General features: G+C 43.3%; 12 protein-coding genes. 2 read left to right on the top strand and 10 right to left on the bottom strand.

What is annotated here, in order from left to right; all coding sequences use genetic code 11:
* Nucleotides 1-5 precede the first annotated feature (5 nt).
* The 9 genes from hscA to trmJ all read right to left on the bottom strand — a co-directional run bounded on the left by hscA (nucleotide 6) and on the right by trmJ (nucleotide 7,978).
* On the bottom strand, nucleotides 6-1,880 hold the full coding sequence (gene hscA / locus ISG33_RS15440) for a Fe-S protein assembly chaperone HscA (RefSeq protein WP_195734536.1): 1,875 nt from the start codon (nucleotides 1,878-1,880) through the stop codon (nucleotides 6-8).
* A gap of 15 nt (nucleotides 1,881-1,895) precedes the next feature.
* The gene (gene hscB, locus ISG33_RS15445) at nucleotides 1,896-2,408 is read right to left on the bottom strand and encodes a Fe-S protein assembly co-chaperone HscB (protein ID WP_195734537.1); all 513 of its coding nucleotides are present in this window, start codon (nucleotides 2,406-2,408) and stop codon (nucleotides 1,896-1,898) included.
* A 139-nt stretch (nucleotides 2,409-2,547) separates the two neighbouring features.
* Nucleotides 2,548-2,871: an iron-sulfur cluster assembly protein IscA gene (gene iscA / locus ISG33_RS15450; RefSeq protein ID WP_195734538.1), complete on the bottom strand. Its 324-nt coding sequence runs from the start codon at nucleotides 2,869-2,871 to the stop codon at nucleotides 2,548-2,550.
* Nucleotides 2,872-2,889: 18 nt separating this feature from the next.
* Complete coding sequence (iscU, locus tag ISG33_RS15455) at nucleotides 2,890-3,273, bottom strand: Fe-S cluster assembly scaffold IscU (protein ID WP_195734539.1); 384 nt, start codon at nucleotides 3,271-3,273, stop codon at nucleotides 2,890-2,892.
* 100 nt (nucleotides 3,274-3,373) lie between these two features.
* Nucleotides 3,374-4,597, bottom strand: a complete 1,224-nt coding sequence (locus ISG33_RS15460; protein WP_305040893.1) for an IscS subfamily cysteine desulfurase — start codon at nucleotides 4,595-4,597, stop codon at nucleotides 3,374-3,376.
* Between the two features lie 11 nt (nucleotides 4,598-4,608).
* Nucleotides 4,609-5,097 (bottom strand): Fe-S cluster assembly transcriptional regulator IscR, encoded by a 489-nt coding sequence (iscR, locus tag ISG33_RS15465; RefSeq protein ID WP_195734540.1) that lies wholly within the window; start codon nucleotides 5,095-5,097, stop codon nucleotides 4,609-4,611.
* 324 nt (nucleotides 5,098-5,421) lie between these two features.
* Nucleotides 5,422-6,213 carry a hypothetical protein gene (locus ISG33_RS15470; RefSeq protein ID WP_195734541.1) on the bottom strand — a complete coding sequence of 264 codons (792 nt, stop codon included), beginning with the start codon at nucleotides 6,211-6,213 and terminating at the stop codon, nucleotides 5,422-5,424.
* A gap of 205 nt (nucleotides 6,214-6,418) precedes the next feature.
* Complete coding sequence (cysE, locus tag ISG33_RS15475) at nucleotides 6,419-7,231, bottom strand: serine O-acetyltransferase (protein ID WP_195734542.1); 813 nt, start codon at nucleotides 7,229-7,231, stop codon at nucleotides 6,419-6,421.
* Nucleotides 7,232-7,234: 3 nt separating this feature from the next.
* Nucleotides 7,235-7,978 carry a tRNA (cytosine(32)/uridine(32)-2'-O)-methyltransferase TrmJ gene (trmJ, locus tag ISG33_RS15480; protein WP_195734543.1) on the bottom strand — a complete coding sequence of 248 codons (744 nt, stop codon included), beginning with the start codon at nucleotides 7,976-7,978 and terminating at the stop codon, nucleotides 7,235-7,237.
* A gap of 318 nt (nucleotides 7,979-8,296) precedes the next feature.
* On the opposite strand from trmJ, the gene ISG33_RS15485 reads away from it, so the two are divergent.
* Together ISG33_RS15485 and suhB are read left to right on the top strand one after the other, a co-directional pair.
* Nucleotides 8,297-13,267 (top strand): C39 family peptidase, encoded by a 4,971-nt coding sequence (locus tag ISG33_RS15485; protein WP_195734544.1) that lies wholly within the window; start codon nucleotides 8,297-8,299, stop codon nucleotides 13,265-13,267.
* 146 nt (nucleotides 13,268-13,413) lie between these two features.
* Nucleotides 13,414-14,187 (top strand): inositol-1-monophosphatase, encoded by a 774-nt coding sequence (suhB, locus tag ISG33_RS15490; RefSeq protein WP_195734545.1) that lies wholly within the window; start codon nucleotides 13,414-13,416, stop codon nucleotides 14,185-14,187.
* Nucleotides 14,188-14,332: 145 nt separating this feature from the next.
* Here the strand turns inward: suhB and secF are convergent, their stop codons facing one another.
* Nucleotides 14,333-15,277 (bottom strand): protein translocase subunit SecF, encoded by a 945-nt coding sequence (gene secF / locus ISG33_RS15495; protein ID WP_195734546.1) that lies wholly within the window; start codon nucleotides 15,275-15,277, stop codon nucleotides 14,333-14,335.
* Nucleotide 15,278: the final 1 nt, after the last annotated feature.

Raw genomic sequence — 15,278 nt, forward strand, 5'->3', positions numbered from 1 at the left:
CTAATCTAAATATCATCTACAGAATGGCCCGCTAGCGCTTGCTGAATAGACTTGTCCATTCTTCGTGCAGCGAAAGCTTGGCTTAATTTATCAACGGCTTCAATCGCCTTTTTTATCGCGTCAGCATCGCCCATTTTGGCTGCATCTACCATCGCAAATAATGAGTTATCAATGGCTTTTCGCTCTTCAGGTGAGAGTAATTCGTCGCCATCTTCAGCAAGTGCTGATTGCATGGCTTCTAATACCCTGCTTGCTTCGACTTGTTGTTCTTTCAACATTCGCGCCTGCATGTCTTGTTTTGCGTTTTGCACACTAGACTGAAGCATATTCAAGATTTCTGATTCCTCCAGACCATAGGATGGCTTTACTTGAATCTCAGCTTGAACACCGCTCGACTTTTCCATGGCCGTCACGTTCAGTAAGCCATCGGCATCGACCTGAAAGGTCACCCGAATATGAGCAGCGCCAGCCGTCATTGGTGGAATACCACTAAGGCTAAATTTGGCTAATGACCGACAATCCTCAACCAACTCTCGCTCACCTTGTAACACATGAACCATCATTGCCGTTTGCCCGTCTTTAAAAGTAGTAAACTCTTGGGCTTTAGCAACGGGTATTGTGGTGTTGCGCGGAATAATCTTTTCAACCAATCCACCCATGGTTTCAATACCAAGCGATAAAGGCAACACATCTAGCAGCAACATATCGCTGTCGGGTTTATTTCCTACCAGAATATCCGCTTGAATACCCGCACCTATAGCCACCACTTTATCTGGATCGATTGAGGTGAGTACCTCTTTATTGAAGAAGGCGGAAACCTCTGTTCTCACTAAGGGGACTCGGGTAGATCCGCCCACCATTACAATGCTGTTGACCTCATCTAGACTGACTTCTGCATCTTTAAGCGCTCGCTTACAAATGCGCGTTGTTTTGTGCACTAAGTCGGCGATCAGTTCATTAAATTGGGCCAATGATATCGAGAGGTTTTTGTTCACTTCCTCATTATCAATGAGCAAGCTTATTTGGCAGGTGTAATCAGTGTTGTCGGTGAGTGCCTCCTTCGCCGCTTTACCTGCATTCATTAACCTTCTGTGATTATGCCTTTGTTCCTGCTCACTTAAGCCTAGAGACGACGCAAAATATTGCGCGATTTTGTGATCAAAATCGTCGCCTCCCAAGGCTGAATCACCACCAGTCGAGAGCACCTCAAATACGCCTTTATTGAGGCGCAAAATAGACACATCGAAAGTGCCACCGCCTAAATCATAAACGGCAATCAAGCCTTCCTCTTGACTATCTAAACCATAGGCGATAGCCGCTGCGGTTGGCTCATTGAGTAAGCGTAGTACTTTCAAACCTGATAGCTTGGCAGCGTCTTTTGTACCCTGACGCTGAGCATCGTCAAAGTAAGCGGGGACAGTAATCACGGCTCCGGTGACTTCTTCACCTAAGCTGGCTTCAGCTCGGACTTTAAGAGCAGTAAGAATATGTGATGAAATTTGTACAGGATTTAATTCCCCTTGAGGAGTGACAAAGCGAGGAGACTCGGAGCCTTCAACAAATTCGTAGGGAAGGTTTCCCCAGTGTGATGTCACATCCTTCAAGGTTCTTCCCATAAAGCGCTTTACCGACATTATGGTATTTTTGGGGTCGGCGTTGGAATTGTCTCGCGCGTGATACCCCACATCTATTGACTCACTTGAATAGTGAACAACTGAGGGCAATAGGTGACGTTGCTGCTCATCGGCTAAAGTCGTACATTGTCCGCTTCTCACAGCGCTAACAAGAGAATTAGTGGTACCTAAATCGATCCCAATACCAATTTTACGTTCATGCGGAGCAGCACTTTGGCCAGGCTCGGCAATTTGTAGTAAAGCCATATTTATAACAACCCTTTATTCTTCAATCGCATCTATTTTAGCTTGTATTTCTGATGCTAACTTAACTAAAAATTTCATTTTGCGAAGCTCATCAGCAGCACTAGCGTTGTCCTGTTCAGTATCAGCTTTCAGCAGCCCAGCTATTTTTTCTTCTTGTGCCGCTAAATTAGCAGCATTACTTGCTAGCAAAGCATCCAAAGCGGCAATATCATTTGCTGCTTCCAAGTCTTCCCGCCACTCCATTTGCTGCATCAGGAAATTGACATCCCCCACCGTTTCTTGTTCACCCACTAATGTAAAACCTCTAACGGATAATAGATGTTCGCCACGGCTAACGGGTGACGTTAACACCTGATAAGCATCATTAATTTGCGCATTTTTACTTAGATACATGCGCTTCTCTTGTTCACTGGCATTCGCAAAGCGATCTGGATGCGTCATTTTTTGCAAGGTTTGGTAGTGCTGTTTTAACTGCACTAAATCGACAGTGAAAGCGGCAGGCAAATTAAATAGCGAAAAATAGTTCATTGATGGGCCCTGAAATAAAATTGCGATAGAGTACTCATGAAACGCCAGTTAAAAAAAGAGCTACCTATGTAGGGAGCTCTTAGATTACGACTTGCAATGTCGACACCGCGTCATCGCGCGCCATCATTTGGGTCAGATCTTATACGTTGAAGCTTTCGCCACAACCACATTCGCCATTAGCATTCGGGTTGTTGAATTGAAAGCCTTCATTTAAGCCTTCTTTGGCGAAGTCGAGTTCGGTACCGTCAAGATACATAAGGCTTTTGCCGTCTATAATGATCTTAACACCGTTGTCTTCAAACACCTCGTCGTCTGCGTTGAGCTCATCAACAAACTCAAGCACATATGCTAACCCAGAGCAGCCAGTGGTTTTAACGCCCAAACGTAAACCCAGACCAGACCCTCGTCCGTCCATGAATGCTTTCGCTCTTGATGCAGCCGCATCAGTGACCTTAATACCCACTACCTACTCCTTTACTGATTACTTTGCTCGTTTTGACTTGTAGTCTTCAACAGCGGCTTTAATGGCATCTTCAGCAAGAATTGAACAGTGAATTTTTACTGGTGGCAAGGCCAACTCTTCGGCAATGTCGGTGTTTTTGATCGATGTTGCTTCGTCGATGCTCTTGCCTTTTACCCACTCGGTCACAAGTGAGCTAGATGCGATCGCCGAACCACAACCGTAAGTTTTAAATTTAGCATCTTCAATGATACCGTTTTCGCCAACCTTCAATTGAAGCTTCATAACGTCGCCGCACGCTGGTGCGCCGACCATACCTGTCGCTATTGTTGGGTCGTTTTTATCAAATCCACCCACATTGCGAGGATTCTCATAATGGTCAATTACTTTTTCGCTGTAAGCCATGATATTTGCCTTGTGTTTTTAATTCATTCAGTTCCGACGTTGTTATCGGTAACGGTAGTTCATGCCTGCCACACAAAAGTTGGCAAGCCAACGTTTGTGTCTAGTGAGCGGTCCACTCAACAGAATCTAAGTCGATACCTTCTTTGTACATGTCCCATAGAGGAGACATTTCGCGAAGTTTATCGATTGCGTTACGAATCACATTTATTACGTAGTCTATTTCTTCTTCTGTTGTGAATCGGCCAATGCTGAAGCGGATAGAGCTATGCGCCAATTCATCGTTAAGGCCCAAAGCACGCAATACGTATGATGGCTCCAAACTTGCTGATGTACATGCTGAACCAGAAGACACTGCCATATCTTTAAGTGCCATAATAAGTGATTCACCTTCAACATATGCAAAACTAATGTTGAGGTTGTGGGCAACCCTATTATCAGCATCACCATTGAGATAAACTGCTTCGATGTCTTTTACACCATTGTACAGTTTATCGCGAAGCATTTTGATGCGCTCATTTTCAGAAGCCATTTCTTCTTTTGCTAACCTGAAGGCTTCGCCCATGCCGACTATCTGATGTGTTGCTAACGTACCTGAACGCATACCACGCTCGTGCCCGCCACCATGTATTTGTGCTTCGATACGTACCCGAGGTTTACGCGATACATACAGCGCTCCTATTCCTTTAGGTCCATATGTTTTGTGGGCCGAAAAAGACATCAAGTCAACTGGAAGTGCTTGCAAATCGATGGGCACTTTACCAGTGCTTTGTGCGGCATCTACATGAAACAGGATCTTACGTTCGCGACAGATTTTACCTATCGCTTCGATATCTTGAATAACGCCGATTTCGTTGTTCACGTGCATGATGCTGACCAACACAGTGTCGTCGCGCATTTCAGCTTTGAGCTTTTCGAGATCAACCAAACCGCTTGGTTCAGGTAACATATAGGTCACATCGAACCCTTCTCGCTCTAATTGACGCGTTGTATCGAGTACGGCTTTGTGCTCGGTTTTGAGGGTGATAATGTGCTTGCCGCGTTTTTGATAAAAAGTCGCAGCGCCTTTTATCGCAAGGTTGTTTGATTCTGTTGCACCTGATGTGAAAACAATTTCACGTGGATCAGCATTAACCAAATCAGCGATTTGATTTCTCGCAATGTCAACTGCTTCTTCTGCAACCCAACCAAAATGGTGAGAACGTGAAGCGGGGTTTCCGAAATTACCTTCATTCGTAAGGCATTCCTTCATCTTTTCAGCGACACGAGGGTCAACAGGTGTTGTTGACGAATAATCTAAATAAATGGGTAACTTAATATTGCTCATTATCGCTCCAATTAGAGTTGCATACTAATTTCAATATCGCTCACGATACTGCTTGCTGCCACCTTAGTTGTATCTTGGCGCCCAGCAACTTCTTTTACTTCAGCTTTTGTCATTAGCTCACCAATTGTGATGCTATTGAGAAACTGACTGATTCTATCACTCAGATCTTGCCACAAAGTGTGTGTCAAGCATCTCTCTCCGCCTTGGCAATCAGCCTGACCCTGACAACGAGTAGCATCGACTGACTCATCTACAGCTCGGATCACATCTCCTATCGCGATGTGTTCAGCTTCTTTACCCAGACGATAGCCGCCACCGGGGCCTCGAACGCTTGTTACTAGCTCTTCTTTACGCAGACGCGAGAACAATTGCTCTAGATAAGATAAAGATATTTCCTGCCGCTCTGAAATATCAGCTAGAGAAACAGGGCCTGTTCGAGAGTGCAAGGCAACATCTAACATTGCTGTCACCGCATATCTGCCTTTCGACGTTAGCTTCATACTGTTCCCTGCTTGATCAGTTGATTAATGTGGGAATTGTATATACCTGAGTAAAATTGTCAAGTATATAACCTAGTAATTTAGTAGGTTATTATTGATGACATAAATATAGTCTCATTTTTGAGAGTCAGGAACGCTGACCAGATTGATGTGCTTGCTGCAAACAGTCAATTGAATTGAGTAACACAGAGTATTTTATGCGATAAATAGTTTGAAAACAAAAGTAATATGATAAGCGAATATTGGGGGGGATATAATTAAATTTCAAAAGACAGGAGCGACAATCTATTCGACTACGCTCCTGTGTATAAAAAATGTTGTAAGCTACATTTTTTTACGACGCATAAGGACTAAAAGGATACAAGATAAAAACAATGCTATTGTAGCTGGTGACGATACAGATACACTAGTTCCGTTTGCAGACCAAGCGACGGCTTGTTCAAACAACTGATCACCATTGCCGCTTCTTAGTTGGTCATTTGAGTAGCTACCATTTGACATATATACAGGCCCTAAATAAACAGAACGCCCGACGGTGTCTTGGTAAACTACTTGATTGTTTTGAGCAAGCGCAGTTGCACCAACGTCAACTCCGTTTGGTTCTTCCAAGCAACAACCAGAAAAACTGAAATCTGATATTCCAAGGGTTATAGGATGGACTGTGTTGTTAAACAAGATGCTTGAGGAGCCGGATGAGAAATTATAACTACCCGTTGTTAGTGCCGGAGAGATTGCCTGAGCAAAAGTATCTGCTGCACCAGACAAGGATTGAATTGCGAAGTGCCACCAGCCTGCGGTAACAACCCCACCACCATTACTCATAAAGTCGAACGCCGCGTTTAACGCTGAAGTTGAATAAGCTGTTCTAGAAGTGCCGCTACCACCTAAAATAATGGTGTCAAATGAGTTGAGACTTGTCACATCTGTTATTGCACTTTGGTCAAGCGAAACAGCATTAAAGTTAAACACTGAACTGTCGTTTAACTGGGCAATAACTTCGTTAGTTTGCGCACCGCCGGTGTTGTCTCCAATAACAGCCACATTGATTACGTTTGCGAAGCTACTAATTGAAAACACGCATGCGACCATCATGGCAAGAGTCTTAAACACTTTCATTACTATTTATCCTATAATTTATATTCAAATTAGGTAAAGCAATACTCGGGCCACAAATAATCAGAACACAAATCAGCTAGTTACACTTCCTTTCAACTATAATTGTATAAAAACCTGACACTTAAATGGTAAATCAAAGCGCGTTTTTCATGCTGCAATTTGCATAGATTTTAACGTCTTTATTTTCACCCATCGACACAGCCAATTAAATATGCGGGTCGAAAGCCTCTACAGCAGCCTTCTTCAACACCGGTGAAATACCAGTCCCAGCAAAATCTTCTACATCTAGTTTAGGAATCGACTCAGAACATACATCGCCGCCCAAAGACTGAATAACTTTGCACATTTCTTCTACTTTTGTATCCATTTGATGTACGTGCTCGAGCATGATACCCATCGCATTTGCTACAGGATCGGGGTTATCTTCTGCCACGGCATAGGCATCGAAGCCATATTTTTGAGCGATTGCTTTACGCTTGCTTGCCACTTGGGGGCTAGTATCTTCTTTTTGCATAATAATGCGCCCGGGAATACCAACGCAGGTTGCATTGTCCGGCACATCCTTAACAACCACACTGTTCGACCCCACTCTGGCATTTTTGCCAATTGTAATTGGCCCGAGTACTTGTGCGCCAGCACCAATGACCGCATTAGCTTCAAGTGTAGGGTGACGTTTGCCTGCCTTCCAGCTTGTTCCGCCAAGGGTAACACCATGATAGAGCGTCACGTCATCGCCGACGATAGCTGTTTCACCTATCACCACGCCCATGCCATGATCGATAAAAACTCTCCTGCCTAAAGTTGCACCTGGGTGAATTTCAATGCCCGTGAGAAAACGAGAAACATTGGAGATAAAACGGGCTAGCCACTTTAATCCCCACGACCACAATTTATGACTAAGTCGATGCATCCAAAGTGCGTGTAACCCTGGGTAATTAAACAGCACTTCAAGTGTCGTTCTAGCAGCAGGGTCACGGTGAAAAACACTGTTGATGTCTTCTTTAACTTTACTGAACATGATCTAGTCTTTGCCTTTACCGATTGTATCTGTAAGTTTATCTATTGACGATAGAATACCACGTAAAATATTTAGCTCTTGCTTCTCAGGTCGCGCTCTATTGAAGAGGCGACGGAGCTTGGTCATGACTATTCCTGGGTGATTTTCGACAATGAAACTGGTTTGCTGCAGTGTCTTTTCTAAATGAACGTAAAAGCGTTCAAGGTCTTCATTGCGTGGGTACTCTGCTTCCACTGAAGGAGCAAATTTAGCAGCTTCTATATCGAGGTGGTTCACTCGAATTTCATAGCATAGAGTTTGTACGGCAGCAGCAATATTCAGCGAACTATAATCAGGGTTTGCAGGAATACATACATGAAAATGGCATTGCTGTAGCTCTTCGTTGCTAAGCCCATTGTTCTCGCGCCCAAATACTAAAGCGACAGGATACTCCTTCGCTTCAACGACGAGCTTTTCGCCACATTCTCTAGGGCTAAGCATGGGCCACGGCAAAGTGCGTGAACGCGCTGATGTTCCAACCACTAGCCCACAGTCTTTCACTGCCTCTTCAAGTGAATCAACTATAATGGCATTGGCTAGCACATCCCCAGCGCCCGCTGCGAGGGCACTCGACTTACCATCAGGCTCAGATACCGGTTCAACCAGATATAAAGAACTTAAACCCATAGTTTTCATAGCTCTAGCGGCTGACCCAATGTTGCCTGTGTGACTAGTGTTAACTAATACAATACGAATATCTGGAAGCATGCAAGCAAACCCTTGATGGTATATCGTTGAAATAATGTGATTTTAAGACAAACTCTGAGTTAATACATTTACTAACTCAGCCAAAAATCCCGCGGCGCAGTCTACCATGTAGACCCAGCCTTGTCTTTATTTGACCGGAAACATCAGCTAATTTGTTCAAGCATTAGTCGCTCGTGATTGCTGACCTTTTTAACACTAGAAATATTGTGCTTAAGATCAGATACTGAGGGCAAGAAATGAAAGCCAATGAAAAAGTTTGACAAGGTGATGTAGATTCACGTTTCAAAGAATACACCATACACAGCAGGAGCAAGGAAAGTGATACAGGAAGATCAGGTCGGAGCAATAGCTAGTAGCATCACCGAGCTTACCGATAAGGGGCTATACAAAGATGCTAAGCGCGTTGCCGAATCTAAATGGGGCCCAATAAAGACCTGGGCAGAGCCTGAACAGGTCATTATTGCCATACGATTAATGTATCACCTTGGTGGAGATCGTCTAAGCGATGCTTTGTTAATTAAAGCCTACCGCGCCTCTCCTGAACAAAGCGACTTGATTGAGCGTATGCTTTTTTATCGCTTAAATCGACATGGATTGATCCTAGCAGATGATTTCTTGCAAGGCCTTATCCCTACCCTAGAAAAAAATGCCGATAAAGAGGCCGAGGTTCTTGCGTTTAGGTCGGTATTAGCTCGTGAATTGAAAGACTTCACTGAAGCCGAGATGTATCTATCAGATGCCATCGCTAAGAAACCCGAAGACAAATGGATACCAACACTAAAAGTACGTTTATTGCTCGACCAAGAGCAGGATAAAGAAGCCTTAGATGTCGCCAAGTCTTTTTTTGCGGAAAATCCGACGGTACTCAATTTACGATTGCTAATCATGGTAATTCAGAAGATTGAGAATCTGAAAAGCGGTATCGCCTTCTTAAAAGAGCATATCGAGGCTTATCAGTCTTGCATATTGTGGATGCAACTAGCGTCGATGTGTGCCACAGAGTTGGATTGGGAGGGCTGCGAGCATGCTATCTCTCAATTTGAGCAGCTCAAAAGCTTTGATGATAAATACGACGACCAGCGCTTGCTTGCTTACAAAGGACAAATAAAGATTCACAAAGGCGATTATCAGGCTGCACTCTCGATTTTGCAGGGGCACAAGGGTGAATACTGGAAAACGGTTTGTGAAAACTTAAGCTCTGCACCTGAAGACGCCGCAACGAAGGTGCTAGATGTTCCCTTCTATCGCCAAGAGCATCTTACTTGTGCACCAACCACTATGGCTGCAATTGCCAATTTTTGGGGCAAGTCTTTTGATTCAAAAGCCATCGCTGAACAAATTTGTTTCAGCGGTACTCCCGACACAAAAGAAAGACAATGGTTGCGAGACAATAACTTTAGTTTCGTTGAATTTGATCTGAAGACTCAAGATGTTTATCAACTTATCGACTTAGGCATCCCGTTTTGTTTGGTAACCACTAGCGGCTTTACTAGTCATCTGCAAGCAGTCATTGGCTACAACCGACACGTTGGCAGTATGTTCATCATGGACCCAAGTTTTTCCGGTATGCAAGAAATGCTGATTGCCGAAGGAATCAAACATGAAGCCTATCATGGCCCGAGATGTATGGCTTTCGTACCTAATGACAAGGCCGATTTATTAGCTAAATTCGTATCCGACGACATTGCAATTTACCAAGTCTGGGACGAATACGTGGTGGCACGGGAGCTGAATGATGTTGCAAAAACCAAAAACTCTTTGGCCGCACTACAGAAACTAAATCCAGAGCACCGCCTTTGCGAGAAGGCTGAACGCGACTATGCACTCTCTATGGCAGACTATGCGACTGTGTTAGACGTAAATGAAAAACTTCTCAAGCGCTATCCTAACGAAACCACCCTACTCAGTTCTCAATATTTCTGTTTGCGTGACTTAGGGCGCAGAGAGGAAGGTTTAAAGCGCCTTGAGACTTACCTAAATAAACACTTCAATGTCGACCTAACAAACACCTTGTTCGATGAACTCTGTGGTTCAAACAAAGAACCGGCATTATTACGCAGTTTGCTTGAAAAATTACGACGTTATGGAAGCCATCAGGCAGATGTGCACCATTCACTGGGGCATTACTACTGGGGCTTAGGTAAACGCGACATAGCTAGCAAACATTATCGCTATGCTTATTGTTTAGATGAAACTAACAACACCTTTATTGAAAATTACTTTAAAGCTTGCCGCTTTTTAGGCCAGGAACAAAAAGCCGTCGACTTTATGCTTCAACGCGCAGATAAATACGCTCTTCGCTCTCCTGCTCCAGCAATGTCACTGTTTCGTGTATATGAATTGCAGAACGAAGATCACAAAGGTATTGAAGTGTTAGAAAAGGCGCTCAGTCAGCACCCTAAGGACATTGATCTTATCCAGTTATTGTCATCTGCATTAATTATGCATGGTCGCTTTGACAGACTGAATGAGCTTGATCCAATATTTAAACAGGGTCTTTCTGGTGACGACTACGATTCTCTCCATGCCGAGATTAATATCAAGCGCGGTATTTTTGCGGATGCGCTTGTATTTTATAAACGCAAGTTTGAAGAAAGCCCCTTTTTGTCAAAAAGCTCCGACAATTACTTTTCACTACTTTATCGCCTGCAAAACATTAAGCAATTAGATAGTAGTCTTGAGGAATTGTATGAGCAAAACCCCGACAACGCCTACGCCTGTGATTACCTGATCCAATGGCACAGCAATGACAAGTTGAAAAAAGAAGTACTTATAAAGTCTGTTGAGGCGCGCGATACCAATGGCGATCTACGGCGCAAATTGATCGACAAATACTTGTTATTAGGAGACAAAGTCAGTGCCCTAGCGTTAGCCAAAGATAGCTTCAAATTGCTAGAAAACGACGAAATAAACGAAGCTTATTTAGCTCGCGCGTTGAATAGAAATGGTGAATTCGAACAAGCAAAAATACATGCTCAATCGGTACTATCAAAAGCGATAGACAATGATATCGCTTTCGACGAACTTATGTTTTCCTGTAGAAACAACGATGAGAAACGTGAGGCATTGAGCTTTGTTTTAGAACAAATATCAACGCAAGTGGTGTTTGGTGACAGTGTTTGGAATTATTGGTTTGAAGCCAAGAATTTGTTTGATAAAGCACATTTGGAAAGCTTTATACAACTCCTGCTAGAGAAGCACTCTCACCTTTGGTTTACCTATGCGATTGCAGGCTTCTATTATAAGCAGTTAGGCAGTTTAGACGAAGCAGTGGCCTTTTTTGAATCCGGAATACAAAAGTTCCCGTTTACGCCGAGGTTACATAAAGAGTTAGGTCATATATTTGAGTTGATGGAGCGCTCTGACCACGCTATTGCTTGTTACAAAACAGCCATGCAAATAAATCCGGCATGGCCAGAGGTAACAAAACTTCTGGTCGATTTATATGAAAAAAAATCTGCCATCCCTGAAGCAATGGCAGCACTTGAAAGCACCTTACTGCATGTACCAGACGATGGCATTCTACAAGGGTACTTGTCTGACTTATTGTTACAACAAAAAGAAGATGAAAAAGCCATCATTCATTTAAAGAAAGCAGTTGAGTTTCAAGCTGATTATCCATGGGCATGGCGACAACTTGAATTGTTGGGCGAACAATTTGACCAAGTTTCTTTGGCCATAGACACAGCTCGAGAGTTGGTTCAAAAATACCCTCATGTAAGTCAAGTATGGTGTAACTTAGCCAAACTTTGCACAAATAGAGAGGAACAACATGCCAATATTCGTAAGGCGATTGCTGTCAATCCTTTACATGAAAACGCCTATGTCGCTCTGGTTTCTCACTTCCTAGACAACGGTGATTACCAAAACGCACTCAATGCCTTTAATGATACTCCATGGGGCGAGCACTTACCTTTCAATTTAATGACCAACAAAGCGAACGTGTTTGCACAAATAGGCCAGTATGAAAATGCAATTTCAACCTTGCGAGAGCTTCTTTACTCTCAGCCAGGTTACAGTAACTTGTGGCAAAACTATTATGAGTGGCTTTATAAAGTCGGTAATAAAAAAGCTATTGTTGAAGCTGCCCACAAGCAAATAGAGTTAAATAAGCATGACCCAAGTAATCTTTGCTATGCCAGCGAAGTACTCTTAAAAGAGGGTGATGAAAGCGACCAAAGTCTCGCGAAGGAACAACTTTTACGAGCGTTCAAATTAGCACCGAATGATCAGTATGTCGTATTAACGTTGGCTGATGTATATCTCGACGACAAGCAATTTGAAGAGGCATTACAGGTATTAAAAGACTTTGAGGTGTTTAAACAAATAAGCTTCGGTACGGCTCGTCAGATATTGTGTTTGCTAGCCTTAGATAGAACTGATGAAGCCTTAACCCTGTTCGACCATCTGCTCAAGCAAGACGATGCCGATTATTGGTGTATTAATAAACCTTTCGAAAGTTTTGTAGATAAGATTGGCATCGAGAGTAGCCTTGCTTTATTTGATGAGCGCTTAGATACCCTAAATGAAGTTAACGCCTATATATGGGCAGATACCATCGTAAGTAAACGAGGCGCAAAACACTACAAAACGGTTATTAAACAAATTGGCGATAGCAGCAACCCAGAACTCGTTAGTGGTGCGCTCAGAGCCATACTAGAGTCATGGAACGACCAAGGCATTAAGCCAGACTACAAACTTATTGAGCAACATAAAAAGAGTATAGTGAGCAGTTCTCCTATTTTTGAACAGGTCAGTATGTTGTTATTAGGAGCGCAAAAATTCGATAAACTCATTGAACTATATGAGCAATTTGAGCAGCCAGATGACTTATCAATGTATTGCTTCTATCAAGTACGCTGCGCCTATCAGTTTAAAGAGTGTTGGGATGACGCAGGAAAAGTAGTGGAATTGGGTATGCAAAGACGCCCTGATAACGTCATGCATAATATGCGTTTATGGTATCTCTACGAATATTGGCGCAAGGGCAGTATATTTGATGAGAGCGAGCTAGATGTAATTGACTATCATGAACTCATTGAGGTTGAACGCTATGTATACTCAACACTAAAAGTAGCCGTTCAGCTTGGCGCTGATAGCTTAGAGGATTGTTTAGAAAGAATAACGCCGGCATTAAGGCGATGCCAACAGGATAATCAAGAAGCATCGGGAAATTATCTCGCAACCCATGCTCAAAAATTATTGAGATCACGGCTAGAAAGCAGAATTACGAGCACGGGTTTCTTTGCGCGATTGATGATGAAGTGGAAATTAAGTAACCGCTTCTGATCGCGCCACAAGTAAGTAATAAAATGCTGCTCGTGCCTACTCTTTTTTACAATAGTGAAAGAGTCTGTTATTATCCGCGCCGTTTTTAGACTCGACCGCAATAACGCGATCGAGTCACTGTTCTTTTTACAAATTGGTGGTTAATTATGCATCCTATGCTCAACATAGCTGTTCGCGCTGCGCGCTCAGCAGGTAGTGTTATCGCTCGTGGCTTTGAAAACGTAGACGATTTACAAATTCAACAAAAAGGCGAAAATGATTTCGTCACCAAGATTGACAAGGAAGCAGAACAAGCAATTATCGAAAAAATAAAGCAGTCTTATCCTGACCATACATTCATCGGGGAAGAAGGCGGTATTGTTGAGGGTGATGACACTTTCAAATGGATCATCGACCCGCTTGACGGAACCACCAACTTTATTAAGGGCATCCCTCACTTTGCCGTTTCTATTGCTCTGCTTTACAAAGGTCGTTTAGACCAAGCCGTTGTATTCGACCCATTACGTGGTGAACTTTTCACTGCAGGTCGTGGTCAAGGCGCTCAGTTAAATGGTCATCGTATTCGTGCTAGCCAAGCCAAAGAACTAGGCAGCACCGTTCTTGCCACAGCCTTTCCATTTAAAGCAAAAGACACTTTAGATACTTACATGAAGAGCTTCACCGAGATATTTTCTCAAAGCGGTGATATCCGTCGTGGTGGTTCAGCCGCACTCGATTTAGCGTACGTTGCAGCGGGCAGATTCGACGGCTATTGGGAGCGCGGCATAAAACCGTGGGACATCGCTGCTGGTGAACTTTTAGTGCGTGAATCAGGTGGTTTGGTTACTGACTTTGCGGGTGGAAACGACCCGATGCTCAGTGGTGAAATTGTGGCAGGAAGCCCACGCGTTGTGCAAGCACTTGTGAAAAAACTGAAATAATAAAACTAAGCGCTGTTTAAACCGCACAAGATACAAAAAAGGCGATGTTAACACAACATCGCCTTTTTTATTTTTCATGCACCATACTGAAATGCGTAATGTAAAGTAGTTCTAATTAAGGTATTTCTCATCAAAGTGACTCTCTTTAGAGTGGCTCTAAGTCTTCACCTTCTTTCTCAACTTCTACAGGCATTAGATCTTCTTTACTGATACCTAGTGCCAAACCAACAGCACTGGCAATGTAAACTGAAGAGTAAGTTCCAATGACGACACCGAATAATAACGCAGTCGCAAAGCCGTGTATCAGCGCACCGCCTTTGTAAAACAACGCCATCAGTACTAAAATAGTGGTGAGTGAGGTAATGATAGTACGGTTTAAGGTTTGCGTGAGTGAAATGTTAATGATTTCTTCTGGCTCAGCCTTTCTGATCTTTCTGAAGTTTTCACGAATTCGGTCTGACACAACAATGGTATCATTCAGTGAATAACCGATTACTGCCAAAACAGCAGCCAAAACAGTTAGGTCGAACTCAAGCTGCAATACCGAAAACAATCCCAGAGTTAAAATGACATCATGTGCAAGCGCCGCAACTGAGCCGAGTGCAAAGCGGTACTCGAAACGCATAGCCACGTAAATCAAAATACAGATAAGCGCCACTAGCATGGCTAACCCACCCTGCTCGGTGAGTTCTTCACCTACATTTGGACCGACAAATTCGATCCGACGCATGTCAACCTTTGTGCCATCGGCACGTAAGGTTTCCATGACTTGGTCGCCAATTTCAACCGCTTTTACGCCATCACGGGGAGCTAATCTAATAAGCACATCCTGACTGCTTCCAAAGTTTTGAACGATGGCGTCACTATAACCACCGGCGTCCATTTGGGCGCGAATAGACTCAAGGTTAGCCGGTTGCTCGTAACCCACTTCAATTAATGTACCACCGGTGAAATCTAAGCCCCAATTAAGTTGGTTAACGACCAAAGACGTTAATGAGCCCAATATCAGTAGTGTCGATAAGATCATGGCTGGTATTCTCAGCTTCATGAACTTGACCGTTGAATTTAACTTTAATATTTGAAATGCCATG

The sequence above is a fragment of the Marinibium conchae genome (assembly GCF_015595035.1).
Classification (GTDB): domain Bacteria; phylum Pseudomonadota; class Gammaproteobacteria; order Enterobacterales; family Alteromonadaceae; genus Glaciecola.

Excerpts from the sequence above, each read along its gene's own strand:
- hscA (WP_195734536.1), bottom strand. The coding sequence starts at position 1,880 with ATGGCTTTACTACAAATTGCCGAGCCTGGCCAAAGTGCTGCTCCGCAT.
- hscB (WP_195734537.1), bottom strand. The coding sequence starts at position 2,408 with ATGAACTATTTTTCGCTATTTAATTTGCCTGCCGCTTTCACTGTCGAT.
- iscU (WP_195734539.1), bottom strand. The coding sequence starts at position 3,273 with ATGGCTTACAGCGAAAAAGTAATTGACCATTATGAGAATCCTCGCAAT.
- ISG33_RS15460 (WP_305040893.1), bottom strand. The coding sequence starts at position 4,597 with ATGAGCAATATTAAGTTACCCATTTATTTAGATTATTCGTCAACAACA.
- iscR (WP_195734540.1), bottom strand. The coding sequence starts at position 5,097 with ATGAAGCTAACGTCGAAAGGCAGATATGCGGTGACAGCAATGTTAGAT.
- ISG33_RS15470 (WP_195734541.1), bottom strand. The coding sequence starts at position 6,213 with ATGAAAGTGTTTAAGACTCTTGCCATGATGGTCGCATGCGTGTTTTCA.
- cysE (WP_195734542.1), bottom strand. The coding sequence starts at position 7,231 with ATGTTCAGTAAAGTTAAAGAAGACATCAACAGTGTTTTTCACCGTGAC.
- trmJ (WP_195734543.1), bottom strand. The coding sequence starts at position 7,978 with ATGCTTCCAGATATTCGTATTGTATTAGTTAACACTAGTCACACAGGC.
- suhB (WP_195734545.1), top strand. The coding sequence starts at position 13,414 with ATGCATCCTATGCTCAACATAGCTGTTCGCGCTGCGCGCTCAGCAGGT.
- secF (WP_195734546.1), bottom strand. The coding sequence starts at position 15,277 with ATGGCATTTCAAATATTAAAGTTAAATTCAACGGTCAAGTTCATGAAG.